The sequence below is a fragment of the Massilimicrobiota sp. SW1139 genome (genome assembly GCF_012027715.1).
In the GTDB taxonomy this organism is placed as follows: Bacteria; Bacillota_I; Bacilli_A; order Erysipelotrichales; family Coprobacillaceae; genus Allocoprobacillus; species Allocoprobacillus merdigallinarum.
In genome coordinates this window covers 1-24,999 of sequence record NZ_SJOR01000012.1, presented here as the reverse complement: position 1 = coordinate 24,999, position 24,999 = coordinate 1, and the positions used below count along the sequence as shown (strand labels likewise).

Here is a 24,999-nt window from a genome sequence, read left to right as displayed (position 1 = left end):
TATTGTGGTCAAAAAGCAATCTTTTGATATTTTATTGTCAATTTCACAAAAATACGGTATAATATTTTATGTGTGTAATGCACAACAAGAAATTTGTCATAGGAAATAGGAGGAAGATTATGCAAGAATTTGGTGCCCCTCTTACTATTGTTACCTATGTTCTTTGTGTCGCTTTAGGATTTGGTTTATATTTTATTTTAACAAAATTAGGAGTATCTAAAGCTCATAATGATGCTTCTAGAATTGTGGATGAAGCCAATTCTAAGGCTGATAATATAGTTAAGGAAGCGATTCTTGATGCGAAAACACAGGCTTATGAATATAAGCTTGAGGCTGAAAAAGAAATCAAGGAACAACGCTTAGAAGTTACTAAATTTGAAAATAAACTATTGCAAAGAGAACAAAATATTGATCGTAGAGATATTGCTTTACAAGGTAGAGAAGATGTTTTGGAAGAAAAAGCAGTGCAATTAGAAAAGAAAAGTGAAGAACTAGGGAAATTAGAGGCTCAATTGAAAGTTCAGATTGATGCAAAAATTACGGAATTAGAAAAAATTGCAGCAATGAGCGCTAATGAAGCAAAAGAAGAGTTATTTAAACAAGTTGAACAAAAAATGTCAAAAGAAGTGACAGCTTATATCAAAGAGCAGGAAGATGAGGCAAAATCTAAAGCTTCGCTTTATGCAAAAGATATTATTGCAGCAGCTATTAATCGTTATTCACAGGAAGAAACGATTGAACGAACTGTTAATGTTGTTGCTTTACCAAGCGAAGAAATGAAAGGTCGTATTATTGGACGTGAAGGAAGAAATATTAAAGCAATTGAAAATGCAACAGGAGTAGAATTGATTATTGATGATACACCTGAAGCTATTACTATTTCTTGCTTTGATCCAATTCGTAGAGAAATTGCACGTCTTTCATTAGAAACGTTGATTAGAGATGGAAGAATTCAACCTGGTCGTATTGAAGAAGTTGTTCAAAAGACAAAAAATGAACTTCATGAAGTTATTCAAAAAACTGGGGAAGATGCTATTTTTGAATTAGGTTTATCACGTGTTCACAAAGAAATTATCATGTTGATTGGAAAATTGAAATATCGTACAAGTTATGGTCAAAATGCTTTACAGCACTCATTAGAAGTTGCGCATTTTGCTGGAATGATGGCAGCTGAACTTGGTCTCAACCAACAGCTTGCTAGACGTGCGGGATTATTACATGATATTGGAAAAGCTGTTGACCATGAAATGGAAGGTAGCCATGTTGAGTTAGGTGTGAAGTTTGCAAAGAAATATGGTGAAAATGCAACTGTTATTAATGCCATTGAATCACATCATGGAGATGTGGAACCAACAAGCGTTATTTCTATCTTAGTAGCAGCTGCTGATACTTTATCGGCTGCTAGACCTGGAAGCCGTAGCGAAACAATTGAAAATTATATTCAAAGACTTGAAAAACTAGAAGAAATTTCTAAAGGTTTTGATGGTGTTGATAAAGTATTTGCTATTCAGGCTGGTCGAGAAATTCGTGTTATCGTCAAACCGGATCAAGTTGATGATTTAACAAGCCATCAGCTTGCAAGAGATATTAGAGATAAAATTGAAAACGAACTCACTTATCCTGGACATATCAAAGTGACAGTTATTCGTGAAGTTCGTGCCAATGAAATTGCCAAATAAAAGATAGGATATCCTATCTTTTTTTAGAAAGTAGGAGAGATAATGAACATTCTTTTTATTGGAGATGTTTTTTCAGCAATTGGGAGAGAAATGATTGATCAATATTTACCATTGTTGAAGAAGAAATATCAGATTGATTTTGTCATTGCCAATGTAGAAAATGCAACGCACGGCAAAGGATTAATAAAAAAACATTATGATGAGTTTTTATTTCAAGGTATATCATTTATGACCATGGGTAATCATACATTTGCTAAAAAGGAACTGTTTCAATATATAGACGAAGCAGATCGTTTAATCGTTCCTTATAATCAGCCTAAAGCTTTGCCAGGTGTTGGAAGTCGTGAGATTATGTTTCAAAATCGTAAGATTCGTGTGACGAATCTATTAGGTATTACTTTTATGGATGGAAAGTCACAAAATCCATTTGAAGCTATTGATGAAATTTTGAAAGAAGATCAAAGTGATATACATATTATTGATTTTCATGCTGAAGCTACAAGTGAAAAGGTGGCTTTAGGTTATTATCTTGATGGAAAAGTTGCGGCAGTGCTAGGGACACATACACATGTCACAACAGCTGATGAAAAGATTTTGCCTCATGGAACAGCATTTCAATGTGATGTAGGAATGACAGGTCCTTATCATAGTGCCATTGGATGTGATGTTGAGGGAATTATTAAACGCATGAAAATGGGCATTATGACACCTTTCCAGGTAGCTGAAGGAATGGGTCAATTCAGAGCAACTTTACTATCATTTAATCAAAATAATGAGTGTACGCATATTCAAAGAATTTGTATTGATCCAGATCATCCTTTATAGTATATTTTTCCTCTTTGCTCATATATTAAAAGCAAGGAGGAATTTTTATGGAAATGATGAGAGTATCGTCTTCTTCACAACCAAGCAAGGTTGCTGGAGCATTAACGAGTTTATTAAGAGAACACCAAAAGGTTCAAATTCAAGTGATTGGAGCAGCTGCTTTAAATCAGGCTATGAAGGCTATTGCTATTTCACGTGGCTACATTGCACCAAGTGGATATGAATTGTATTGTATCCCATCATTTTATGATTTGACAATTGATAATCAGGTCATTACATCATTAAGATTAAATGTAGAAATGAGATGAAAAGGCTTTATTTTTTTTAGCAAAGTGTTATAATAGAAATGTGATAATAAGGAGGAAATATTATGGCAAAATGTAAATTATTAATGTCTACTGCTCAAGTTCAAAAATTAATTGATTTCTTTGATGGGTATGAAGATGATAAAGTTAAATGTAAATTTATAAAGAAAACAGGAATTAAAGCTGAAATTGAATGTGAAACAGAATTAAGCCCTGATGAAGCTGCTTCATATTGCAAAGGTTTATTTAAGAAAACACCAGAAGGTGGAATCTTATATTTCTCAATTCAGCCAGATGGATTCTTTGGTTAATGAAAAATAAGGACAATGTCCTTATTTTTTTCTTTCTTATTTTGATTTATTTGGTATAATAAAGCAGAAAGTGGTGAGAAAATGAAAGATTATAGTCAATATTTTAAAGGTCCATCTTTAAAAGATGCCAAACATAGAGGAAAAGATGAAATACATCATATTAAAGATGCTTATGAAATACCAGCAGATATGGTTGGTATTGGAAAAGGACAGAAATACTTTATTCAGACATATGGTTGCCAAGCTAATGAACGTGATAGTGAAACACTAGCAGGTATTTTAGAAAGTTTAGGATACAGTGCAACTGATGAAATTAAAGATGCACAGGTTGTTTTACTGAATACTTGTGCAATAAGAGAAAATGCTGAAGAAAAGGTTTTTGGAAAAATTGGATATCTTAAAAAAGTCAAAAGAACAAATCCCAATATTATCTTTGGAATTTGTGGATGTATGGCTCAAGAAGAAGTTGTTGTTAATAAGATTTTAGAAAAACATCCACAAGTAGATTTGATTTTTGGAACACATAATATCCATCGTTTGCCTGTTTTATTAAAACAAGCTATGTTAGATAAAGAAATGGTTTTGGAAGTCTGGTCTAAAGAAGGGGATGTCATTGAAAATCTACCAAGTCATCGTGCGCATCCTTATAAAGCTTGGGTTAATATTATGTATGGATGTAATAAGTTTTGTACATATTGTATTGTGCCTTACACACGTGGTAAAGAAAGATCACGTTTAAAAGAAGAAATTCTTCAAGAAGTTTTAGAATTAAAAGAACAGGGATATCAGGAGATTACATTATTAGGCCAAAATGTGAATTCTTATGGTAAGGATTTTCAAGATGATTATAACTTTGCTTCATTGTTAGAAGATGTAGCTAAGACTGGCATTCCACGCATACGTTTTACAACTAGTCATCCATGGGATTTCAGTGATGAAATGATTGATGTTATTGCTCAATATGATAACATTATGCCAGCGATTCACTTACCTGTTCAATCAGGAAATAGTGAAGTTTTAAAACGTATGGGAAGAAGATATACAAGAGAGGATTATTTAAAATTATTTGATAAGATTAAATCAAAGATTCCTGATTGTACTATCACAACTGATGTTATTGTAGGATTCCCAGGAGAAACAGATGAACAGTTTGAAGATACATTATCTTTATATGAATATTGTGAATATGATTTAGCATATACATTTATTTATTCACCTCGTGCGGGAACACCAGCAGCGAAGATGGAGGATGATATTGACATTCATACAAAAGAACAACGTCTATATCGTCTCAATGATTTGGTGAATGAAAAAGCACTTAAACAAAATCAAAAATTTCTAAATCAGGTTGTAGAAGTTCTCGTAGAAGGAACATCTAAAAAAGATAATGAAATGTTAACAGGATATACAAAACATCAAAAACTTATTAATTTTAAAGGAAATCCTGAACATATTGGTCAAATAGTTCCTGTTAGAGTCACAGAAGTCAAAACATGGGCATTGAAAGGTGAAGAAGTTGAATAAACAAGTTCAAGAAAAGGCTGAAGCTTTAAATCAATGGATTTTAAATCAGGATATTGTCAAAGAATATCAAAGATATGAAAAGAAGATACAAAATGATGAAGTGTTGAAAGCTTTGGAGAAGGAGTTAAAACAAATGCAGCAGGCTATTGTAAAAGCTAAACATTTGAATAACGACTGTGAAAGTTTAATCCAAGCTTATCAGAAAAAGAAAAAATCGTTTGATGAAAATCCGTTAGTATATAATTATTTAGTGTTAAAAGAAGAAGTGAATGCATTATTAAATCAGATTCAAAATGATATTAATCTGGAATTGAAGAAAAAGAGTTGACGAAATTATGAAAAATCTATATAATTTCTTCAATAAATGACAATATAAGAAAAAAGGAGAGAGATTATGGCATATTTTTTTGAAGAACCATCACATACTTTTAATGAATATTTATTGGTACCAGGATACTCAAGTGCTCAGTGTCAACCAAAAAATGTCAGTTTAAAAACACCATTAGTTAAATTTAAAAAAGGTGAAGAACCTGCATTATCGTTAAACATCCCACTTGTATCAGCAATCATGCAATCTGTATCTAATGATACAATGGCTATTGCTTTAGCAAGAGAAGGTGGAGTTTCATTTATTTATGGATCACAAACTGTTGAAGCACAGGCTGAAATGGTTAGAAAAGTGAAAAATTATAAAGCTGGATTTGTTCCAAGTGATTCAAATATTGCTCCTGATCAGACATTAAAGGATGTTATTGCGTTAAAAGAAAAAACTGGACATTCAACTATGGCTGTGACTGAAGATGGAACACAAAATGGAAAATTAGTTGGAATTGTAACAGGAAGAGATTATCGTATTTCACGTATGTCTTTAGATACAAAAGTATCTGAGTTTATGACACCATTTGATAAATTGATTACTGCTAAAAGTGGTGTTTCATTGAAAGAAGCTAATGATATTATCTGGGATAATAAGTTGAATGCTTTACCAATTATTGATGATGATCAGAAATTAGAATATTTTGTATTTAGAAAAGATTATGAATCAAGAAAATCTAATCCTAATGAATTATTAGATGCATCTAAGAGATATGTTGTTGGTGCAGGTATCAATACAAGAGATTATGCAACACGTGTTCCTGCGTTAGTAGAAGCTGGAGCAGATGTATTATGTATTGATTCTAGTGAAGGATTCAGTGAATGGCAAAAATTAACAATTGAATGGATCAGAGAACATTATGGTGATAGTGTAAAAGTTGGTGCTGGAAATGTTGTTGATGCTGAAGGATTTAGATTTTTAGCTGAATGCGGTGCTGATTTCGTTAAAGTTGGAATCGGTGGAGGTTCTATTTGTATTACACGTGAACAAAAAGGAATTGGTAGAGGACAAGCAACTGCAACTATTGAAGTTGCTAAAGCTAGAGATGAATATTTTAAAGAAACTGGAATTTATGTTCCTATCTGTAGTGATGGTGGAATTGTTCATGACTATCATATGACATTAGCTTTAGCAATGGGATCTGATTTTATCATGTTAGGAAGATATTTCTCTCGTTTTGATGAATCACCTACAAATAAAGTCAATATCAATGGACAGTATATGAAAGAATACTGGGGTGAAGGAAGCGCTCGTGCACGTAACTGGCAACGTTATGATTTAGGTGGAGATGCAAAACTTTCATTTGAAGAAGGTGTTGATTCTTATGTACCATATGCAGGTCCATTAAAAGATAATGTTGGTTTAACACTTGCCAAAATTAAATCAACTATGTGTAACTGCGGTGCTTTAACAATTCCTGAATTACAGGAAAAAGCCAAAATCACTCTTGTTTCTTCAACAAGTATTGTTGAAGGTGGAGCACATGATGTTGTGTTGAAAGATTCAACACCATCACATAATCAATAAGATACTTCATTTGAAGTATCTTTTTTTATCATGTTTATGATTATTGATTAAGGGAATTCACGAACTCACTGGTTAATATTTGATGAATATATTAAAAAATTGTGGTAATTAAGGAGATTTATCATATAGTATATAGAGGTGGGTTTATGAGTCATAATATTAGAGAGATCTATACAAAAGCGATTGTGGCTAAAGGCAAAAAATTATCTAGGAATACTTACAATTTTACTTTGAGTCATTTACCTGATGATATACTGGGGTGCTGGATTACTAATCATCACTATGAAGCCGCTATTAAAAATAAGATTCCTAAAATTGTTGGTACTTTTGATATTCACATTTGGTACAGTTATCATGATGAAATGGATTCAATTGTAGAAAAACATCAGGTCACTTATATTGACGACATGCAGGTTACTAAAAAGGAAGATCGTGAATTTGAAAATAATGATCAGGTCAAAGGGAGATGTTTAGAAAAACCAAAATGTTTATCGGCTACGCATGCATCAAAAGAAGTGACAATTGAAATTGAAAAAGAAATGCAAATTGAAATTAGTGGAGAAACATGTATTAAAGTAGAAGTGAAAGATGAAGAAGAAATTTGGGATGATTTAGAAGATATTGAAATCAATCCGCATTTTATTAAAGGCTAGTATAGGAAGATGCTTTTTGCATCTTTTTTTTGTATGGAATCTTTTCTTTATTTTACAAAATATGCTATAATGGGGAAGTTATAAAGGAGGAATATTATGAAGCAAAAATATTCACCAATGATGATGCAATACTTGGAAATTAAAGAACAAAATCAAGATGCTATAGTGATGTTTCGTTTAGGTGATTTCTATGAAATGTTTTTTGATGATGCTATTGTTGTATCTAAAGCATTGGATTTAGCTTTAACTGGAAAAAATGCTGGGGTTAAAGAAAGAGTTCCTATGTGTGGAGTTCCTTTTCACTCAGTCAGTGGCTATATTCAAAAACTTATTGATTTAGGACATAAAGTAGCAATTGTAGAACAATTATCTGAACCTGGAAAAAAGGGTATTGTTAAACGTGGCGTTGTTCAAATTATTACTCCTGGAACGATTATGGATACGTCTTTAAATGAAAAAAGAAATAATTATATTGGGGCTTTAGGTATTTTTGATTTTAACTATACTTTGGCTTATTGTGATATTTCAACAGGTGAATTCTATGTTGTCAATATTGATAAAAAGGAACATGTTCTTAAAAACTATATTGATTCTTTAGGATTGAAAGAAATTGTTGTTCAAGATGATTGGACAATGGATGGTTTATTTATTTCACATTTTGATAATGATAAATTTAATGAAAACTATAAAAAAATCTTCGATTCAATAACTGATCTAAAACAAATCAAAATATGCTCTTTATTATTAAATTATATGTTGGATACTCAAAAAAGAGAGTTAGAACATATACAAAAAATTCAGGAAGTTAAAACTGAAGATTATATTTATATGGATTCTTATACAAAGAAGTCATTAGAATTAATAAAGAATTTAAATAATGAAAGTTATGGGACTTTGCAATGGTTATTAGATGATACAAAATCAGCAATGGGTGGTCGTTTATTAAGACAGTGGATTGAAAGACCATTGGTTAATCAGGAAAAAATTGAAAAACGTATGGATATCATTGAAATATTAATTGATAATTTCATTGAACGTGAAACTATTAAAGATATTATTAATGATGTATATGATTTGGAAAAATTAGCTGGACGTATTGCTTTTGGAAATGTTAACGCCAGAGATTTAAAATGGATTGCTTCTTCTTTAAAGGTAATCCCAGAATTGAAGCATCAGCTTTTATCATTAGATCATCCTTATACGCATGAATTGGCGAATCAACTCATAGATTTATCACATTTAACACAGACCATTGATGAGGCCATTATTGATAATCCTCCATTGACATTAAAAGAAGGTGGATTGATTCGCTCAGGTTATAATCAGGAATTAGATGAATTGAGATATATTCGTGAAAATGGAAAACAATGGTTAAGTGAATTTGAAGCTAAAGAAAGAGAAAAAACAGGCATCAAAGGATTAAGAATAGGTTATAACCGTGTTTTTGGTTATTATATTGAAGTCACAAAAAGTTATTTACCAATGATTAAAGATGAGTTTGAATATACACGTAAACAAAGTATTTCTAATGCTGAACGTTTTGTGACACCAGAGCTTAAAGAAATGGAAGCTAAGATTTTAAGTGCTAATGATAAAATTGTTGCGCTAGAATATGAAATTTTTGTACAAATGCGAGAATATATTAAAAAAGATGTTCATTTGATCCAAGATGTTGCCGCAGTAATTGCACAAATTGATGTCTATCAATCCTTGGCCTCAAAAGCAAGTGCATATGGATATGTCAGACCAACTTTTAATCAAAATCATACTTTAAATATTGTCAATGGCAGACATGCAGTGATAGAACAAGTTATCTCTCGACAAAATTATGTACCTAATGATATTCATATTCCTGAAGATCAATCTATTCTATTGATTACAGGACCTAATATGGGTGGTAAATCTACGTTTATGCGACAAATTGCATTAAGTGTGATTATGGCACAAATTGGTTCTTTTGTTCCGGCAGATGAAGCGAATATGCCTATCTTTGATCAAATTTTTACCCGTATTGGTGCTAGTGATGATTTGATTTCTGGACAGTCAACTTTCATGGTAGAAATGCTTGAAGCGAATAATGCTTTACGTTATGCAACCAAAGATTCATTAATTATTTTTGATGAAATTGGTCGTGGGACAGCAACTTTTGATGGTATGGCCATTGCTCAATCCATTATTGAATACATTGCGACATCTATACAATGTATAACTCTGTTTTCAACACATTATCATGAACTGACAATGATGGATGCATCTTTCCATATTCAAAATGTACATGCCAGTGCTTCAATAGAAGATGATCATATTGTTTTCCTTTATAAGATTAAACCAGGAAAAAGTCATCGTTCTTATGGTATTAATGTTGCTCAATTAGCGAAGTTACCAGAAGAAGTTATCCAACGCTCTCAAGTGATTTTAGAATCTTTAGAAAATAATAATATTGAAAAAGTTATTAGTGAAAAACAGGAACCTCAAATGATTACAAAAGAAAGTGCAGTGGAAAAAGCATTAGAACGTATTGATCCAATGTCATTATCTCCATTAGATGCTTTAAGTACATTAATTGAATTAAAAAAATTATTATAGTGAGGTGAGAAAATGGGGAAAATCAGACAATTAGATGATATTCTTTCTAATAAAATTGCAGCGGGAGAAGTTGTAGAAAGACCATCAAGTGTCGTCAAAGAACTGGTTGAAAATAGTATTGATGCCGGTGCTTCAAAAATTGATATATTTATTGAAGATGGTGGTATGCAAAAAATAAAAGTTTGTGATAACGGTGAAGGTATGGAAGCAGTGGATGCACGTTTGTGTTTTTCTAGGCATGCGACAAGTAAAATTAAGGATGATCGAGATTTATTCAATATTATGACATTAGGTTTTAGAGGAGAAGCTATTCCTTCTATCGCCTCAGTCAGTCGCTTTGATTTAAGAACTTCAACGGGCTTCCAGGGAACATCTATTGTTTATGAATTTGGTAAGTATCAGCAAGAGGAAGTCTGCGACTTGCCTAAAGGGACACAAATCACTGTCACGAAACTCTTTCAAAATGTTCCTGCCAGGTTAAAATATTTAAAATCTGTGAATAGTGAATTTGCGGCTATTCATCAATATGTAGAACGTATGGCATTGGCTTATCCTAAAATAGCTTTTCATCTTTATCATAATGATAAGGCTATTTTTCAAACGAATGGAAAAGGACAGCTCTTAGAGGTCATTGCTAATATGTATGGAATTGCAACAGCTAAAAATATGTTGCCATTGCATCTGCAGACTGATGAATTTCAAATAGATGGATATATCAGTAAAATAGATACATCACGTGCATCTAAAGCTAATATTATTACTTTGGTTAATCATCGTTATGTTAAAAATGTCATGAGTATAGATGCTATTAATAATGCCTATCGTTCTTATTTGGCTGATAATCGTTACCCTATTGCTGTTGTCAATATTGAAGTTGATCCTTATTTGGTTGATGTCAATGTTCATCCGTCTAAATTAGAAGTTCGTTTTTCTAAAGAATATGAATTAAGAGATTTAATTTATAATGGTGTCAGTGAAACATTGAGACAGGTCGATTTAACATATGAAGCTAAAAATAAGCAAACAGAACGAGAAACTTTCAAACCACAATTAGATCAAATGACATTGCCAATTTCAGAAGAACCGCCAATTCAAGAAACACCTTTATGGACTCAGTCAACTGTTTCAAAAGACAATCATAGTGTTGAAGAACCTGTTTTGGCATATCAAAGTCAAGAGGTACAACAGGATGTTATCATACCTGAAAATCCACAACCTGTGATGAAGGAAGAAAAAATAAAACCTATAAAGGAAAAAATATATGCGAAAGTACAGATTCATGGAACTTATTTGATTGGTGAAAATGAAAAAGGAATGTATCTGGTTGATCAGCATGCTGCTCAGGAAAGAATTAATTATGAATATTATAAAGATAAATTTGCCAATCTTGATTTGACAATGCAACCATTGATTGTTCCATTACAATTTGAATATCCAATGAGTGAATTTCTTATTTTAGAAGAAAGAAAAGAGATGCTAGAAAAAGTAGGTATTCATTTAGAAGTATTTGGGCAACATGGTTATATTGTAAGAAGTTTACCACTGTGGATGAAAAAAATTGATGAAAATGTATTTGTAGATGAAATGATTCAAGAGGTTTTGCATAAAAATCATTTAGATGTTGTTGCCTTGCAAGATCATGCGATTGCAACACTTAGCTGTAAAGCATCATTAAAAGCAAATACGTATTTATCACAAGCGGATATGCAGACTATTTTTGATAATCTTATGCGATGTGATAATCCATATGTTTGTCCACATGGTAGACCAACAATTATTTTTTACAGTAGTTATGAATTAGAAAAATTATTTAAGAGGGTGGTTTAATGCGTAAAAGTATTTTTCGTTTAGTCTTAGAATTTCTTTTAGGTGGTGCTGTTATTATGCTTACAACATATCTATTTCCAGAAGTGTATGTGAAAAACTTTGGTGTTGCTTGTTTGATTGCTATTGTTTTAGCCTTGTTAAATACGTTTATTAAACCTCTATTAAGTTTTATAGCTTTTCCCATCACATTATTGACTTTAGGATTGTTTCAGTTGATTATTAATGGTTTTGTATTAGAAATAGCTGAAATGATTTTGGCTCCAGATTTTTATATTCCTTCTTTTGGTCTCACAATTATTATATCGGTTATTATCTCTATTTTATATAGTTTACTGGGAATTGGTAAAATCAATGAATAAAGTGATTGTTGTTGTAGGACCAACAGGTGTAGGAAAAACAAGAATGGGAGTTGCTTTAGCAAAATATTTCAATGGTGAAGTGATTAGTGGAGATTCTATGCAAATCTATAAAGGAATGGATATTGGTACGGCTAAAGTGACTCATGAAGAAATGCAGGGAATTGTTCACCATTGCATTGATATGTTAGAGCCGGATGCTTATTATAGTGTGAAAGATTTTCAAACTCAGGTTAGAAAAATGATTGATGAAATTGTCCAAAGAGGAAAAATGCCTATTATTGTTGGTGGGACTGGTCTTTATATTAAAGCGGCCTTATATGATTATACTTTTAATGATACAGAAGACCATCATGAATTCTTTAGAAAAAAATATGCTCATTATAGTCACGAAGAACTCTATGAATATTTAAAATCAATAGATCCTAAGAGTGCTTTGGAGCTTCATCCACATAATCGTCAACGTGTTTTACGTGCTATTGAAATATATGAGCAGACTGGTCAAAGAAAAAGTGAAATTATTGATGCTCAACAACATATTTGCTTATATGATGCCTATTTTGTTGGCTTGACTATGGAAAGAGAATGCCTTTATGAAAGAATTAATCAGCGTGTTGAATCTATGAAGCAACAAGGATTAGAACAGGAAGTTTATCAATTATATCAAACAGGATTGACGAGGGAAAATCAAAGTATGAAAGCTATTGGATATAAAGAATGGTTTGATTATTTTGATCAATTGATTAGTCGTGAGGAAGTGTATGAAAATATCAAAAAACATTCACGACAATATGCCAAAAGGCAATATACATGGTTTAGAAACCAATTTCCTGTTCACTGGTATGATGTGGATTTAGATTGTTTTGATCATACGATTCAATCAGTGTGTGAACAAATCAATAAATGGACTCTTGTATGAGTCCATCTTTTTATATGATATAAGAAAAAAGTAAGTATTGATAGAAAACTTTTTAAAATATAGAATCTTTCTTATGTTATAGAGTTTCTTTATTTTTGAAAATGAAAATGATAAAAATGTACAATTTTATGAGGATAAAATTGTACATTATTAAGTTTGTATTTGATATAGGATTGTTGATGATGATAAGGTTTTATGCTTTTATTCAATGGATTGAATAAGAAAGTTATCATGATCATTTTGATGCAATCTTTCATCGTTTGTATTTGATTGACGGTATTGTAGAGGTGTTAAACCAAGAGTTTTTTTAAAAATTTGTGCAAAATAAGACTGAGAAGAAAATCCAACTGCTTCAGATATTTCTGAGATAGATAGACTGGATGTTCTTAAAAGTGATTGACATTCTTTAATGCGTCGTTCAATAAGATATTGAATAGGTGAAATATGCATGTATTTTTTAAATTCATGAGACATGTAATACTTATTCATTTTCATATATTGAGCAAGAGATTCAAGTGTTATATTATTTGCATAATTTTGGTCAATATATTGACAAATCATTTTTATTTCACGTCTTATAGGTAATGAAGATTGATGTGAATGAAGTTGAATGTTGAGCTTTCTAATGATTTTAAGTAATAAAAGTTCTAATAGTTTTTGACAGACAGTATCATATCCTATTTCTTTATTTTTACTTTCAACTAATAGATGCGAAAAATAATAACGAATATCACCACTATCCTTATTAAAATTTTGATAAATAAAATGTGGATTGATTTCATCTATTTGAAATAATAAGTCTTTTACACCTAATACAACATATTCTAAAGGTTTATCTTCTTGTGAATTCTCATAATGGTACACATTAGGAGAAACAACAATGAGATCATTTTCTTTAATTGGAAAGGTTTTATTTTCAACAGTGAATTTGCCTCTTCCATTCAAAACAAAAAAAATTTCTGTAAAAGGGTGAAAATGTTTTAAAGATTTCCAATCACTTCCGTATTTAGAATGCGAAATATACATTAATTGTGATTTATGGTCAAAAAATTGATCATCAACGATATTGATGCGATTACTGCTCATATTATATTCCTCTCTTTCGTTTCCTTTTTAATTATATCGCATTTTTAAATAATAGCAAGATATATAAAAAAATAAACAATTTCGATATAGATAAAACGCTTACATTTATATATATTGTTATTAGAAAGATATCATGGAGGAGGAAAATAACAGATGAAAATGAAAAGAATGTTATCTTTAGGTCTTTCATTATTGATGTGTGCAACATTAATTACAGGCTGCAGTAATAATAGTAGTACATCTAGTAATGAAAGTAAAACTTTAAAAATCGCCGGATTAGATGGTGGTTATGGAACAAAAGGTTGGGAAGAAGTTATTAAAAAGTTTGAAGAAAAAACTGGTGTTAAAGTAGAATCTACATTTGATAAAAAGATTAGTGATGTTTTAAGACCAAAAATGACTTCTGGAAAAGATGTTCCTGATATTATTTACTTAAGTGTTGGAGCAACTGGGGGATTAACTGATACACTTATTAAAGAAAAACAAATTGCTGATATTTCTGCGTTATTGGATGAAACAGTTCCAGGTGAAGACGTGAAAGTGAAAGATAAAGTTTTAACATCATTTGTTGAAGGAGCAACTGCTGATCCTTATGGTGATGGAACTTTACGTTTAGCACCACTTAATAACGCACCTTGTGGATTATTTTATAATGCTGGATTATTTAAAGAAAAAGGTTGGGAAGTACCAACTGATTGGGATGGAATGTTTGAATTAGGAGAAAAAGCAAAGAAAGAAGGAATTTACTTATTTACTTATCCAACTGCTGGATATTTTGATGCGTTCTTTACTTCTTTATTAAATGCAACTGCTGGCCCTGAAGTTTATGCTAAATTAATTGCTTATGATACAGAAGCATGGAAACTTCCTGAAGTTAAAGAAGCATTTGAAATTGTTGGAAAATTAAAAGATTATACATTACCTACAACAGTAGCAAATGCTAATGGTGATAATTTTGTTAAAAATCAACAAGCTGTTATTGATGGAGATGCATTATTTATTCCTAATGGAACTTGGTTACCTGGTGAAATGGCAGCAACGACACCTGAAGGTTTCGAATGGGGTATGACTGGAATTCCAGCTGCTAAAGCTGGCGGAGATTCTTATTCAACAAACTTTGTTGAACAAATGTATGTTCCTGAAAAAGCTGAAAACAAAGATCTTGCATTACAATTCTTAGCTTATTGTTATAGTGATGAAGCAGCAGACTTATTCTATAAATATGGTGCTTTAGATGAAGAAGCAATGAAAAAGAATGATGATGGTAAAGAAGTTTATAAAGCAGGATATTTAATTCCTATTAAAGGTTCTGAAAAGAGAGTAGCTGAATCAGATGCATTTATGTATACATTATCTGAAAAAGGTATAAAAACAAATAGTGCAACATTCATGGCTGCTGAAGCTGTTGAAGGTGTGACTTTAACAGGTGAAACTGGTATTTTATTTGGATCAGTTAACTCTGTAATGAACGGAGATAAATCTGTTGATCAATGGTATCAAGAATCTGTTGATGCAGTTGCAAAAATAGCAGAAGCAAATGCAAAAGCAGACAAATAGTCAAAAAATATAGAAGGTAGGCGGTGGGAAAATCGCCTACCTTTTAAAGGAGGTATTTTATGAATAAAACTAAGGAAAAAAGACGTTTTGTGATTTTATGTCTTGCTCCAGCAGTTATTTTATTTGCTATATTTATGATTTATCCTACAATCAATGTCTTTTTAATGTCGACATTAAAATGGGGTGGATTTTCAGATATCAAAGAATTTGTCGGAATTAATAATTTTGCCATTTTATTTCAAGATATGAATTTTATTCGCGCGTTCCAAAATACAATATTTGTCATTGTCGTTGTGACAGTTTTTACTCTTGCTTTAGCCATTTTATTTGCTGCCATTTTGGTAAGAGAGAAATTGAAAGGTCAGAATTTCTTTAGGGTTATTTTCTATATTCCTAATATATTATCTATTGTCGTTATTGGAGCCATTTTTAGTGCTATCTATGACCCTTCAACAAATGGATTATTGAATAGCTTTCTGAGTCTGTTTCATGGAGAAGGTTGGATTGGTGTCCAATTTTTAGGTAATCAGTCTATTGTTATGTATTCCATTGCTTTTGCTTTAATATGGCAGGCTATAGGTTATTATATGGTTATGTATATGGCAAGTATGTCATCTATTCCAGCCCATTATTATGAAGCTGCTGAATTAGATGGATGTGGTAAAATCAAACAATTCTTTATGATTACGCTTCCTTTGATTTGGACAAATATTCGTACAACATTAACATTTTTCGTTATTAGTACAATTAACTTGAGTTTTTTACTTGTGCAAGTTATGACAACTGGAGGACCAGATGGAGCAAGTCGTGTTTTATTATTCTATCTTTACGATCAGGCATACAATAATGCAAGTTATGGATATGGTATGGCCATTGGGGCTGTAACATTCTTATTTTCTTTCTTGTTAAGTGCTACGATTAATAAGATAACTGAACGTGATGAATTGGAATACTAGGGAGGTAGACATATGAAAAAAATGAGTACAGAAAAGTTATATAAAATATTTGTCTATGTAGCATTGATTTCTTTGGCTATTTCTATTATTGTTCCTGTTGCCTGGGTGTTTGTTTCTTCATTAAAAACAAATGCAGAGTTTCAAGGGAGTCCATGGACGTTACCAATGAGTTTTTATTTTCAAAACTTTATTGATGCTTTTGAAAAAGCACATATGGCTGAATATTTATTGAATTCTGTGATTGTAACAGCATTAAGTTTAATTTTACTGGTTATCATTGCTTTACCGGCTTCTTATGTTCTAGCAAGATTTGACTTTGCTGGTAAGAAAATTATTAATACTTTATTTATGGCAGGACTTTTTATTAATGTTAACTATATTGTGGTGCCTATTTTCTTGATGTTATTAGATTGGGATGATGTGATTTATAATTTATTTGGTCAAACTTTCTTTTTGGATAACATATTTGTTTTAGCAGTTGTTTATGCTTCTACAGCTTTACCATTTACTATCTATTTATTAAGTGGTTATTTTAAGACATTACCAAAAGCTTATGAAGAAGCAGCATTTATTGATGGATGCGGTTATTTTAAAACTTTAATTAAAGTTATGGCTCCAATGGCTAAACCAAGTATTATTACTGTTATTCTATTTAACTTTTTAGCTTTTTGGAATGAATATATCATCGCTTTAACATTAATGCCTGGGGCTTCAAAAACTTTACCAGTAGGTTTAGTCACTTTATCTAAAGGACAGATGGCAGCAGCTAATTATGGACAATTATATGCGGGTCTTGTGATTGTCATGTTGCCTACATTAATACTATATATCTTAGTTCAAAAGAAATTAACGCAAGGTATGACGCTTGGCGGATTAAAAGATTAGAGGTGTGAAAGTATGAGTCAAATAACAAAAAATATTATCGCAATTGTTTGTTTTGTTGTTTCCTTTGCTTTAGTCTGTTATGGTCAAAGTCTGGTGGGATATACAGGTTTAGTTTTAGAGTTGATTGGTTTAGCAGGACTATTGATCTTGCTGTATATGTACAATAAAAAATATAAGTAGGAGGAATTATATGGCAACACTATCTTTAAAACATATTGATAAAATATATGATAATCAGGTACAGGCGGTTTTTGATTTTAACTTAGATATTGCCGATAAAGAATTTATTGTTTTTGTAGGACCATCTGGATGTGGAAAATCTACAACATTAAGAATGATTGCAGGATTAGAAGATATTTCTTCAGGAGAACTTTATATTGATGGTCAATTGATGAATGATGTAGCACCTAAAAATCGTGATATAGCAATGGTGTTTCAGTCTTATGCATTATACCCTCATATGTCTGTTTATGATAATATAGCATTTGGATTAAAAATTGCAAAAGTTCCTAAGGATGAAATAGATAGACGTGTAAGAGCAGTAGCAAAAGCAATTGATATTGAACAATATCTAGATCGAAAACCAAAAGCATTATCTGGTGGACAAAGACAGCGTGTAGCATTGGGAAGAGCAATTGTTCGTGAACCAAAAGTCTTTTTAATGGATGAACCATTAAGCAATCTTGATGCAAAATTAAGAGTACAGATGAGAGTTGAAATTTTAAAAATTTATCAACAATTAGGGACAACTTTTATTTATGTCACACATGATCAAACTGAAGCGATGACAATGGGAACAAGAATTGTTGTTATGAAAGATGGTCGCATTCAACAGGTTGCAGCCCCAACATTTTTATATGAACATCCAATTAATAAATTTGTAGCTGGATTTATTGGAAGTCCGCAAATGAATTTTAGAGATGGAAAAATCGTTGAAAAAGAAGGCAAAATGTATATTGAACTTTCAGATATCAGTTTGAAAATTCCTGAAGATAAAGGAACAATATTAAAAGAAAAAGGATATATAGGTAAGGTTGTCACAATGGGCATTCGTCCAGAAGATATATCAACACATCCTCATTATATCATGTCGCATCCTGAATCATCATTTCAAAGTGAAATAGATGTTGTAGAATTAATGGGTGCAGAAAGCTATATTCATATGACAAAAGATAATCAGCCATTTGTGGTGAAAGTTCCTGGAAGTACCGCTTTAAGAACTGGGGATCAGGGCTCATTTACATATTTGATGAATAAAGCACATTTCTTTGATAAAGAGAGTGAATTAAATATATTAGAAAATGGAGAAAAAGAATCATGAAAAATTATGGACGACTTACACTCCCTACTGATTTAGATGTTATTGATGAAACAATAGCACTTAAAGAAAGTCTAGGAGCTGATGCAATTAGAGATTGTGATGGAACGCAAATGCCACAAGAATTGTTGGATATGGATGCAAAGGTTTATGCTACTTATTATACAACAAGAAAAGATAATGAATGGGCACTCGCGAATCCTGAAGAAATTCAACAAGAGTATCTTATAACAGATCGTTATACAGCAAAACAGTCATCTTTAACAATTACTTTAATGAAAGGATTTCATACTGAACAGTTAAAGCCTAATTTTATTGATGACCCAAAAGTTTGGTGGGAAGTTATTGATCGTACGACAGGAGAAGTTGTTTCACCTGATTGTTGGGAATATGATCAAGATCAAGGAACTGTTACAATACAAACAATCCCATATCATGTATATACAGTTAGTTTTTTAGCATTTTTAATTTGGGATCCTGTTCATATGTATAATTTTATAACAAATGACTGGAAAGATGCCCCACATCAATTGACATATGATGTGAGACAACCGAAAACACAAAAATATGTAAAAGAGAAATTAAAAAAATTCTGTGAAGATCATCCTCAAGTTGATGTCATTCGTTTTACAACTTTTTTCCATCAATTTACTTTAACTTTTGATGAACAAAAAAGAGAGAAATTTGTTGAATGGTTTGGGTATAGTGCTAGTGTTTCACCTTATATTTTAAGAAAATTTGAGAAATGGGCAGGATATAAATTTAGACCTGAATTTATTGTTGATCAGGGATATCATAATTCATTGTTTAGAGTTCCGTCAAAAGAATTTAAAGATTTTATTGAGTTTCAACAGCAGGAAGTTTGTCAACTAGCTAAAGAACTTGTAGATATTGTTCATAGTTATGGAAAAGAAGCTATGATGTTTTTAGGAGATCACTGGATTGGGACAGAACCATATGGCCCTTATTTTGAATCAATAGGACTTGATGCTGTTGTAGGCTCTGTAGGTGATGGAGTAACGATGAGGATGATTTCGGATATTAAAGGTGTTAAGTACACTGAAGGACGTTTACTTCCATACTTTTTCCCAGATGTTTTCTGTGAAGGTGGCGATCCTATTGGGGAAGCTCATAATAATTGGCTAAAAGCACGTCGTGCTATTTTACGTAGTCCATTAGATCGTATTGGTTATGGAGGGTATTTAAAGCTGGCGTTAGAATGGCCTGGATTTATTGATACAATTAAACATGTTGTAGATGAATTTAGAGAAATTCATCAGACTATTCAGGGAACTCAAGCATATGTATCTCCATTTAAAGTCGCTATTTTAAATTGCTGGGGAGCATGTAGAAAATGGATGAATAATCAAGTTCATCATTCAATTTGGTATCGAGAAATTTATTCTTATGTGGGAATTATTGAATGTTTAAGTGGTATGCCAATTGATATTGAGTTTATTAATTTTGAAGATGTGAAAAAGGGTGCATTAGATCAATATAAAGTTATTATTAATGCAGGAGCACAATATACTTCATGGTCAGGAGCTGAGAACTGGATTGATGAAGAAGTTGTTACACGTATTAGAAAATGGGTAGATCAAGGTGGTGGATTTATCGGTGTCGGTGATCCAACAGCTTATCAATATCAGGGACAATTTTTCCAATTGAGTGATGTTTTAGGTGTTGATAAAGAAGTTGGTTTTACTTTGAGTCATGACAAATATAATCAAGTGAATTCAAATCATTTCCTATTAGAAGATATTGATGAAGACATTGATTTTGGAGAAGGAATGGATGGAATTTATGCTCATGGTGAAAATTATCAGATTTTGAGTCAACATCATGGTTATGCACAGCTCGTTACTAATACTTATGGAAAAGGACGAAGTGTCTATTTTGCTGGATTGCCTTATTCACCACAAAATTGTCGTTTATTATTACGTGCTATTTATTGGGCTGCTGGTAAAGAGAGTGAAATGAAGAAATTCTATGTAAGTAATGTGAATACAGAAGTCGCTGCTTTTGAAAAAGTAGGAAAAATAGCTGTTATTAACAATACAACAGATTCACTATCAACGGATTTATATATTCATGGTGAAAAAGTAGAAACATTAGATTTAGAACCAATGGAATTAAGATGGGTAGAAATTTAAGAGAGGAGAATAATACATGGAAAAACCAGTTCTTGTCATTATGGCTGCAGGATTGGGAAGTAGATATGGTGGATTGAAACAAATAGATCCTGTTGACCAAGATGGACATATTATTATTGACTTTTCTCTTTTTGATGCCAAAAGAGCAGGATTTGATACAGTTGTTTTTGTCATTAAAAAAGAAAATGAAGACATTTTCAAAAATACGATTGGTAAACGTATAGAAAATATAATGCATGTTCATTATGCTTTTCAACAGATTGATGATTTGCCAGAAGGATATCAGATGCCTGATGGACGTTATAAACCATGGGGAACAGCACATGCACTTTATTGTTGTCGTCAATGGATTCATGGACCTTTTGCAGTGATCAATGCGGATGATTACTATGGCTTTGAATCTTTTCAAATGATTTATCATTATTTGGCTAGTCATCAAGATGATGAACTATATCGTATGGCTATGGTAGGTTACTGTATTGAAAATACGCTGACTGAAAATGGAACAGTAGCACGAGGAATTTGTGAAGTTGATGAACAAAATTATTTATGTAGCATTACTGAGCGCACAAAAATTAAAGCTGATTTAAATGGTGCAATGTATCAGGAAGATGACCAATGGTTTGCAGTGCCTAAAGGAACAATTGTTTCTATGAATTTATGGGGATTTAGTCAAAAAATCATTGAAGAAATTGTTCAAGGATTTCCAACATTTTTAGATCAGAATTTAAAAGATAACCCATTGAAATGTGAATATTTTATTCCTGATGTTGTGAGTAGATTATTGCAGGAAAAAAAGGCAACTGTACAAGTTTTAAAATCACCTGCTAAATGGTATGGTGTCACATATAAAGCTGATAAGCCAGTTGTGGAAGAAGCGATTCAACGTATGAAACAGCAGGGTTTATATCCTCAAAAGTTGTGGGGTATTTATGATGAATAATCATTTGAAAGTAAAAGAAGTCATAAACCAATTTGATTTTTCAGGCGAATTATTTACAATAGAACCATTTGGTAGTGGACATATTAATGATACTTATTTAGTTAAATTTAAAATAAAACATATGGGCATTGTTCCTATTATTTTACAACGCATGAATACAAAAATTTTTATAAATCCTGAACAATTAATGGAAAACATTTTAAATGTTACAGCGTTTTTAAGAAAAAAAATTATTGAGAATGGTGGAGATCCAGAAAGAGAAACACTTACTGTTATTTTGGCAAAGGATGGAAAACCGTATTGTAAAGATAGTGATGGTGATTATTGGCGCGCTTATCATTTTATTGTTGGGGCAACGGGTTATGATGAAGTCAGAACAGAAGAAGACTTTTATCAAAGTGGTTTAGCTTTTGGAAAGTTTCAAAACTTACTAAGTGATTATCCTGCGAGCACTTTACATGAAACAATTGCTGATTTTCATAATACAAAAGCTAGATTTGAAGTGTTTAAAACAGCAGTAGAAGAAGATAAAATGCATCGTGCAAAAGATGTGCAAGATGAGATTCAATTTATTTTACAAAGAGAAGACATAGCAAATATATTAACAGAAATGCAAGAAAACGGGGAACTTCCATTACGTGTAACTCATAATGATACAAAATTAAATAATATTTTGATTGATGATAAGACACATGAGGGCATTTGTATAATTGATTTAGATACAGTGATGCCTGGGTTGGTTGTTAATGATTTTGGTGATTCTATTCGTTTTGGTGCAAGCACTGCTTTAGAAGATGAAAAAGATTTATCAAAAGTTGAGTGTGACATGCATTTATTTGAAATATATACAAAAGGATTTCTTGAAGGTTGTCAAGGGAAATTGACATTATCTGAAATTAAAGCTCTTCCTATTGGGGCAAAAGTGATGACATTTGAATGTGGAATGCGTTTTTTAACTGACTATTTGCAAGGTGATACTTATTTTAAAATTCAATATCCAACACATAATTTAGTTCGTTGTCGTACTCAATTAAAACTGGTGTCAGATATGGAAAAGAAATGGGATCAGATGAATGAAATAGTAGCAAAGTATACAAATTAAGAAAACAAAAAAACATCTATTGTTTTGATTGATGATAAAACGATAGATGTTTTTATTTTTTGTTAAGTTCTTTAAGGTGATGAGTTCTTCCGTGTTTAAGTATACGACGATAGTTTTCAGCAAGTGCTTTTTCATAAGAACTTGTCATCCATGGAATATAAAATTGTTCTTTTTTGATTGGATCAGGAAGATATTGAATATATTCCCAAAGTTCAGGACGATTATAGTTATATTTTTCATCTTCTTCAAGTCCTACAGGTGTTAATCGTAAATAGTTTGGTGCTGGATAAGGGTGTTTAGCTAAAGATGCTAAAGCAGCATCAATAGCCGCTTCAGATGACTTCGATTTTGGTGATAGGCATAAATCAATAATAGCGCTTGCGATAGGAATGCGTGCTTCAGGGAAGCCAATAACTTTAGCTGCTTGAAAAGCGATGACGGTACGCATGCAGGCATTTGGATTGGCTAAGCCTATATCCTCATATGCTGTTGTAATCACTCTTCTTTCTAAAGATTCTATGTCACCAGCTTCTATTAATTTTCCTAGATAGTACATTGCACCATTAGGGTCACTACCACGTATAGATTTTTGTAAACCACTTAATGTATCATAATATTGATCTTCATCTTTATCAAATTGAGCATTAGCCTTAAATAAAGATTTTTGAACAGTATCTAAAGTAATAAGTGAATCCTCAGAAAGAATAGTGCTGATTTCTAAGCAGTTATAAGCATAACGAATATCACCACTACTTAATTGAGCAATATATGATAAGACACCATCTTCAACTTGATATGCATTATTCAAACCATTTTCTGCAGTTAAAGCACGGTTTAATCCAAGAATAATATCGTCTTGACTTAAAGGTTTAACTTCTACTATCTGACAACGCGAACGAATGGCAGGATTAATAGAGTGATAAGGATTTGCTGTTGTACATCCAGCAATAATAAGTAATCCATTTTCAATATGGGGTAAAAGGTGATCTTGTTTATCTTTATTAAGACGATGAACTTCATCAATAATGACAAAGAGTTCACCGGAAAGTTTTGCTTCTTCAATAATTATATCCATTTCTTTTTTGTTTCCAGTGGAAGCATTAAAAAGGCGATATGGAATATTTAAATCGTTAGCTAGAGCTGATGCAATTGTTGTCTTTCCGCATCCAGGTGGACCATAAAGAATAGTAGACATAGGATGTTTTTTTTTAACAAATTGAGAAAATAAAGCATTTTCTCCGACTATATGTTTTTGACCAAGAACATCTTTTAAAGATGTTGGACGCATACGATGTGCTAAAGTTGTTGCCATAAAATCTTTCCTTTTTCTATAATTTTGATATAATGATTATAGCATTTTTCAAGGTATAAGGATAGGTGAAAAATGCGAAAATGAAATTTGTTGTGAATATTGATAATAAAAATATTTTATAGAGAAATGTACTCAATTGATTTGAATTAATGCAAAATTGGGTTTTAATTATAGAGTTTGTATCTTATTAATGAAGATACAGGGAAATGGAGGATATAATGAAAGTTGTTGTTCAAAGAGTTAAAGAAAGTAGTGTTACAATTGATGGGAGTGTATATGGACAAATTCAAAAAGGATTTATGGTTTTGGTGGGTTTTTGTCAAGATGATACAAAAGAAATTGTCGATAAGATTGTTGATAAGATGATTAGTTTACGTGTTTTTGAAGATGAAAATGGAAAAATGAATCTATCTTTGCAAGATGTTCATGGGAGTATTTTATCTATTTCTCAGTTTACATTGTATGCGGATTGTAAAAAAGGAAGAAGACCTAGTTTTATTCATGCTGCAAAACCTGAATATGCTATACCATTGTATGATTATTTTAATGAAAAAATTAAAGAACACGGGATTGAGTTGCAGACTGGTGTGTTTGGAGCTGATATGAAAGTTTCGCTTATTAATGATGGACCAGTAACAATTATTTTAGATAGTCAGGAAATTTGTAAGTAAATTTATATTATAAATAAGAAAATTGAATGTTTTAAAGGAAAAGACGTTTATTTTCTAAGAAAAATGTGATGATTAAACCATCAAAAAACAAAAAAACGAAAAAAAGTAAAAAAAAGACTTGCAAAGGC

General features: G+C 31.6%; 23 protein-coding genes. 21 read left to right on the top strand and 2 right to left on the bottom strand.

What is annotated here, in order from left to right:
- Positions 1-119: 119 nt before the first annotated feature.
- The 12 genes from rny to miaA all read left to right on the top strand — a co-directional run bounded on the left by rny (position 120) and on the right by miaA (position 12,888).
- On the top strand, positions 120-1,679 hold the full coding sequence (gene rny, locus E0K96_RS07825; protein ID WP_168082414.1) for a ribonuclease Y: 1,560 nt from the start codon (positions 120-122) through the stop codon (positions 1,677-1,679).
- A gap of 42 nt (positions 1,680-1,721) precedes the next feature.
- Positions 1,722-2,504, top strand: coding sequence for a TIGR00282 family metallophosphoesterase (locus E0K96_RS07820; protein ID WP_087244200.1), 783 nt, complete (start codon positions 1,722-1,724; stop codon positions 2,502-2,504).
- A 47-nt stretch (positions 2,505-2,551) separates the two neighbouring features.
- Positions 2,552-2,812: a stage V sporulation protein S gene (locus E0K96_RS07815; RefSeq protein WP_087297571.1), complete on the top strand. Its 261-nt coding sequence runs from the start codon at positions 2,552-2,554 to the stop codon at positions 2,810-2,812.
- A 62-nt stretch (positions 2,813-2,874) separates the two neighbouring features.
- On the top strand, positions 2,875-3,120 hold the full coding sequence (locus E0K96_RS07810) for a hypothetical protein (protein WP_087244202.1): 246 nt from the start codon (positions 2,875-2,877) through the stop codon (positions 3,118-3,120).
- Positions 3,121-3,201: 81 nt separating this feature from the next.
- Positions 3,202-4,644, top strand: coding sequence for a tRNA (N6-isopentenyl adenosine(37)-C2)-methylthiotransferase MiaB (miaB, locus tag E0K96_RS07805; protein ID WP_168082412.1), 1,443 nt, complete (start codon positions 3,202-3,204; stop codon positions 4,642-4,644).
- A complete protein-coding gene (locus tag E0K96_RS07800) occupies positions 4,628-4,972 on the top strand; it encodes a YlbF/YmcA family competence regulator (RefSeq protein ID WP_087244204.1) in 345 nt (114 codons plus the stop codon). The genes miaB and E0K96_RS07800 overlap by 17 nt, the downstream gene beginning before the upstream one ends.
- A 66-nt stretch (positions 4,973-5,038) precedes the next feature.
- On the top strand, positions 5,039-6,547 hold the full coding sequence (locus tag E0K96_RS07795) for an IMP dehydrogenase (protein WP_168082410.1): 1,509 nt from the start codon (positions 5,039-5,041) through the stop codon (positions 6,545-6,547).
- 146 nt (positions 6,548-6,693) lie between these two features.
- Positions 6,694-7,200 (top strand): outer spore coat protein CotE, encoded by a 507-nt coding sequence (gene cotE / locus E0K96_RS07790; protein WP_129737930.1) that lies wholly within the window; start codon positions 6,694-6,696, stop codon positions 7,198-7,200.
- A 96-nt stretch (positions 7,201-7,296) separates the two neighbouring features.
- Positions 7,297-9,786, top strand: coding sequence for a DNA mismatch repair protein MutS (mutS, locus tag E0K96_RS07785; RefSeq protein ID WP_168082408.1), 2,490 nt, complete (start codon positions 7,297-7,299; stop codon positions 9,784-9,786).
- A 12-nt stretch (positions 9,787-9,798) separates the two neighbouring features.
- Positions 9,799-11,613 (top strand): DNA mismatch repair endonuclease MutL, encoded by a 1,815-nt coding sequence (mutL, locus tag E0K96_RS07780; protein ID WP_168082406.1) that lies wholly within the window; start codon positions 9,799-9,801, stop codon positions 11,611-11,613.
- A complete protein-coding gene (locus tag E0K96_RS07775; RefSeq protein ID WP_168082404.1) occupies positions 11,613-11,972 on the top strand; it encodes a phage holin family protein in 360 nt (119 codons plus the stop codon). Before mutL ends, E0K96_RS07775 begins: the two co-directional genes overlap by 1 nt.
- Complete coding sequence (gene miaA, locus E0K96_RS07770) at positions 11,965-12,888, top strand: tRNA (adenosine(37)-N6)-dimethylallyltransferase MiaA (protein ID WP_168082402.1); 924 nt, start codon at positions 11,965-11,967, stop codon at positions 12,886-12,888. The genes E0K96_RS07775 and miaA overlap by 8 nt, the downstream gene beginning before the upstream one ends.
- Positions 12,889-13,089: 201 nt before the next feature.
- Here the strand turns inward: miaA and E0K96_RS07765 are convergent, their stop codons facing one another.
- The gene (locus tag E0K96_RS07765) at positions 13,090-13,974 is read right to left on the bottom strand and encodes an AraC family transcriptional regulator (protein WP_168082400.1); all 885 of its coding nucleotides are present in this window, start codon (positions 13,972-13,974) and stop codon (positions 13,090-13,092) included.
- A gap of 153 nt (positions 13,975-14,127) precedes the next feature.
- Between E0K96_RS07765 and E0K96_RS07760 the strand changes: the two genes are divergently transcribed.
- Genes E0K96_RS07760 through E0K96_RS07725 form a run of 8 tightly spaced genes read left to right on the top strand, consistent with a single transcriptional unit; the run spans position 14,128 to position 22,888 of the window.
- Entirely contained in the window at positions 14,128-15,531 is a 1,404-nt protein-coding gene (locus E0K96_RS07760; RefSeq protein ID WP_168082398.1) for a carbohydrate ABC transporter substrate-binding protein, read from the top strand.
- A 59-nt stretch (positions 15,532-15,590) separates the two neighbouring features.
- Positions 15,591-16,487 (top strand): carbohydrate ABC transporter permease, encoded by an 897-nt coding sequence (locus tag E0K96_RS07755; RefSeq protein WP_168082396.1) that lies wholly within the window; start codon positions 15,591-15,593, stop codon positions 16,485-16,487.
- Positions 16,488-16,499: 12 nt separating this feature from the next.
- Positions 16,500-17,372 (top strand): carbohydrate ABC transporter permease, encoded by an 873-nt coding sequence (locus E0K96_RS07750; RefSeq protein WP_168082394.1) that lies wholly within the window; start codon positions 16,500-16,502, stop codon positions 17,370-17,372.
- 12 nt (positions 17,373-17,384) lie between these two features.
- Positions 17,385-17,552 carry a DUF6903 family protein gene (locus tag E0K96_RS07745; RefSeq protein ID WP_168082392.1) on the top strand — a complete coding sequence of 56 codons (168 nt, stop codon included), beginning with the start codon at positions 17,385-17,387 and terminating at the stop codon, positions 17,550-17,552.
- Between the two features lie 10 nt (positions 17,553-17,562).
- Complete coding sequence (locus E0K96_RS07740) at positions 17,563-18,693, top strand: ABC transporter ATP-binding protein (protein ID WP_168082390.1); 1,131 nt, start codon at positions 17,563-17,565, stop codon at positions 18,691-18,693.
- The gene (gnpA, locus tag E0K96_RS07735) at positions 18,690-20,843 is read left to right on the top strand and encodes a 1,3-beta-galactosyl-N-acetylhexosamine phosphorylase (protein ID WP_168082388.1); all 2,154 of its coding nucleotides are present in this window, start codon (positions 18,690-18,692) and stop codon (positions 20,841-20,843) included. Before E0K96_RS07740 ends, gnpA begins: the two co-directional genes overlap by 4 nt.
- A 16-nt stretch (positions 20,844-20,859) precedes the next feature.
- A complete protein-coding gene (locus E0K96_RS07730) occupies positions 20,860-21,786 on the top strand; it encodes a nucleotidyltransferase family protein (RefSeq protein ID WP_168082386.1) in 927 nt (308 codons plus the stop codon).
- The gene (locus E0K96_RS07725) at positions 21,779-22,888 is read left to right on the top strand and encodes a phosphotransferase enzyme family protein (protein WP_168082384.1); all 1,110 of its coding nucleotides are present in this window, start codon (positions 21,779-21,781) and stop codon (positions 22,886-22,888) included. Before E0K96_RS07730 ends, E0K96_RS07725 begins: the two co-directional genes overlap by 8 nt.
- A 52-nt stretch (positions 22,889-22,940) precedes the next feature.
- Here the strand turns inward: E0K96_RS07725 and E0K96_RS07720 are convergent, their stop codons facing one another.
- Complete coding sequence (locus E0K96_RS07720) at positions 22,941-24,200, bottom strand: replication-associated recombination protein A (protein WP_087298166.1); 1,260 nt, start codon at positions 24,198-24,200, stop codon at positions 22,941-22,943.
- Positions 24,201-24,418: 218 nt separating this feature from the next.
- Between E0K96_RS07720 and dtd the strand changes: the two genes are divergently transcribed.
- Positions 24,419-24,871, top strand: coding sequence for a D-aminoacyl-tRNA deacylase (gene dtd, locus E0K96_RS07715; RefSeq protein ID WP_168082382.1), 453 nt, complete (start codon positions 24,419-24,421; stop codon positions 24,869-24,871).
- The last annotated feature ends 128 nt before the right edge of the window (positions 24,872-24,999 follow it).

Bases quoted from the DNA above. Each gene is read 5' to 3' on its own strand.
- E0K96_RS07745 (WP_168082392.1), top strand. From the start codon at position 17,385: ATGAGTCAAATAACAAAAAATATTATCGCAATTGTTTGTTTTGTTGTT.
- dtd (WP_168082382.1), top strand. From the start codon at position 24,419: ATGAAAGTTGTTGTTCAAAGAGTTAAAGAAAGTAGTGTTACAATTGAT.
- E0K96_RS07725 (WP_168082384.1), top strand. From the start codon at position 21,779: ATGAATAATCATTTGAAAGTAAAAGAAGTCATAAACCAATTTGATTTT.
- E0K96_RS07760 (WP_168082398.1), top strand. From the start codon at position 14,128: ATGAAAATGAAAAGAATGTTATCTTTAGGTCTTTCATTATTGATGTGT.
- E0K96_RS07730 (WP_168082386.1), top strand. From the start codon at position 20,860: ATGGAAAAACCAGTTCTTGTCATTATGGCTGCAGGATTGGGAAGTAGA.
- mutL (WP_168082406.1), top strand. From the start codon at position 9,799: ATGGGGAAAATCAGACAATTAGATGATATTCTTTCTAATAAAATTGCA.
- E0K96_RS07820 (WP_087244200.1), top strand. From the start codon at position 1,722: ATGAACATTCTTTTTATTGGAGATGTTTTTTCAGCAATTGGGAGAGAA.
- E0K96_RS07720 (WP_087298166.1), bottom strand. From the start codon at position 24,200: ATGGCAACAACTTTAGCACATCGTATGCGTCCAACATCTTTAAAAGAT.
- mutS (WP_168082408.1), top strand. From the start codon at position 7,297: ATGAAGCAAAAATATTCACCAATGATGATGCAATACTTGGAAATTAAA.
- E0K96_RS07795 (WP_168082410.1), top strand. From the start codon at position 5,039: ATGGCATATTTTTTTGAAGAACCATCACATACTTTTAATGAATATTTA.
- E0K96_RS07775 (WP_168082404.1), top strand. From the start codon at position 11,613: ATGCGTAAAAGTATTTTTCGTTTAGTCTTAGAATTTCTTTTAGGTGGT.
- E0K96_RS07765 (WP_168082400.1), bottom strand. From the start codon at position 13,974: ATGAGCAGTAATCGCATCAATATCGTTGATGATCAATTTTTTGACCAT.
- miaB (WP_168082412.1), top strand. From the start codon at position 3,202: ATGAAAGATTATAGTCAATATTTTAAAGGTCCATCTTTAAAAGATGCC.
- E0K96_RS07810 (WP_087244202.1), top strand. From the start codon at position 2,875: ATGGCAAAATGTAAATTATTAATGTCTACTGCTCAAGTTCAAAAATTA.
- rny (WP_168082414.1), top strand. From the start codon at position 120: ATGCAAGAATTTGGTGCCCCTCTTACTATTGTTACCTATGTTCTTTGT.
- E0K96_RS07750 (WP_168082394.1), top strand. From the start codon at position 16,500: ATGAAAAAAATGAGTACAGAAAAGTTATATAAAATATTTGTCTATGTA.
- E0K96_RS07815 (WP_087297571.1), top strand. From the start codon at position 2,552: ATGGAAATGATGAGAGTATCGTCTTCTTCACAACCAAGCAAGGTTGCT.
- E0K96_RS07740 (WP_168082390.1), top strand. From the start codon at position 17,563: ATGGCAACACTATCTTTAAAACATATTGATAAAATATATGATAATCAG.
- gnpA (WP_168082388.1), top strand. From the start codon at position 18,690: ATGAAAAATTATGGACGACTTACACTCCCTACTGATTTAGATGTTATT.
- miaA (WP_168082402.1), top strand. From the start codon at position 11,965: ATGAATAAAGTGATTGTTGTTGTAGGACCAACAGGTGTAGGAAAAACA.
- E0K96_RS07755 (WP_168082396.1), top strand. From the start codon at position 15,591: ATGAATAAAACTAAGGAAAAAAGACGTTTTGTGATTTTATGTCTTGCT.
- cotE (WP_129737930.1), top strand. From the start codon at position 6,694: ATGAGTCATAATATTAGAGAGATCTATACAAAAGCGATTGTGGCTAAA.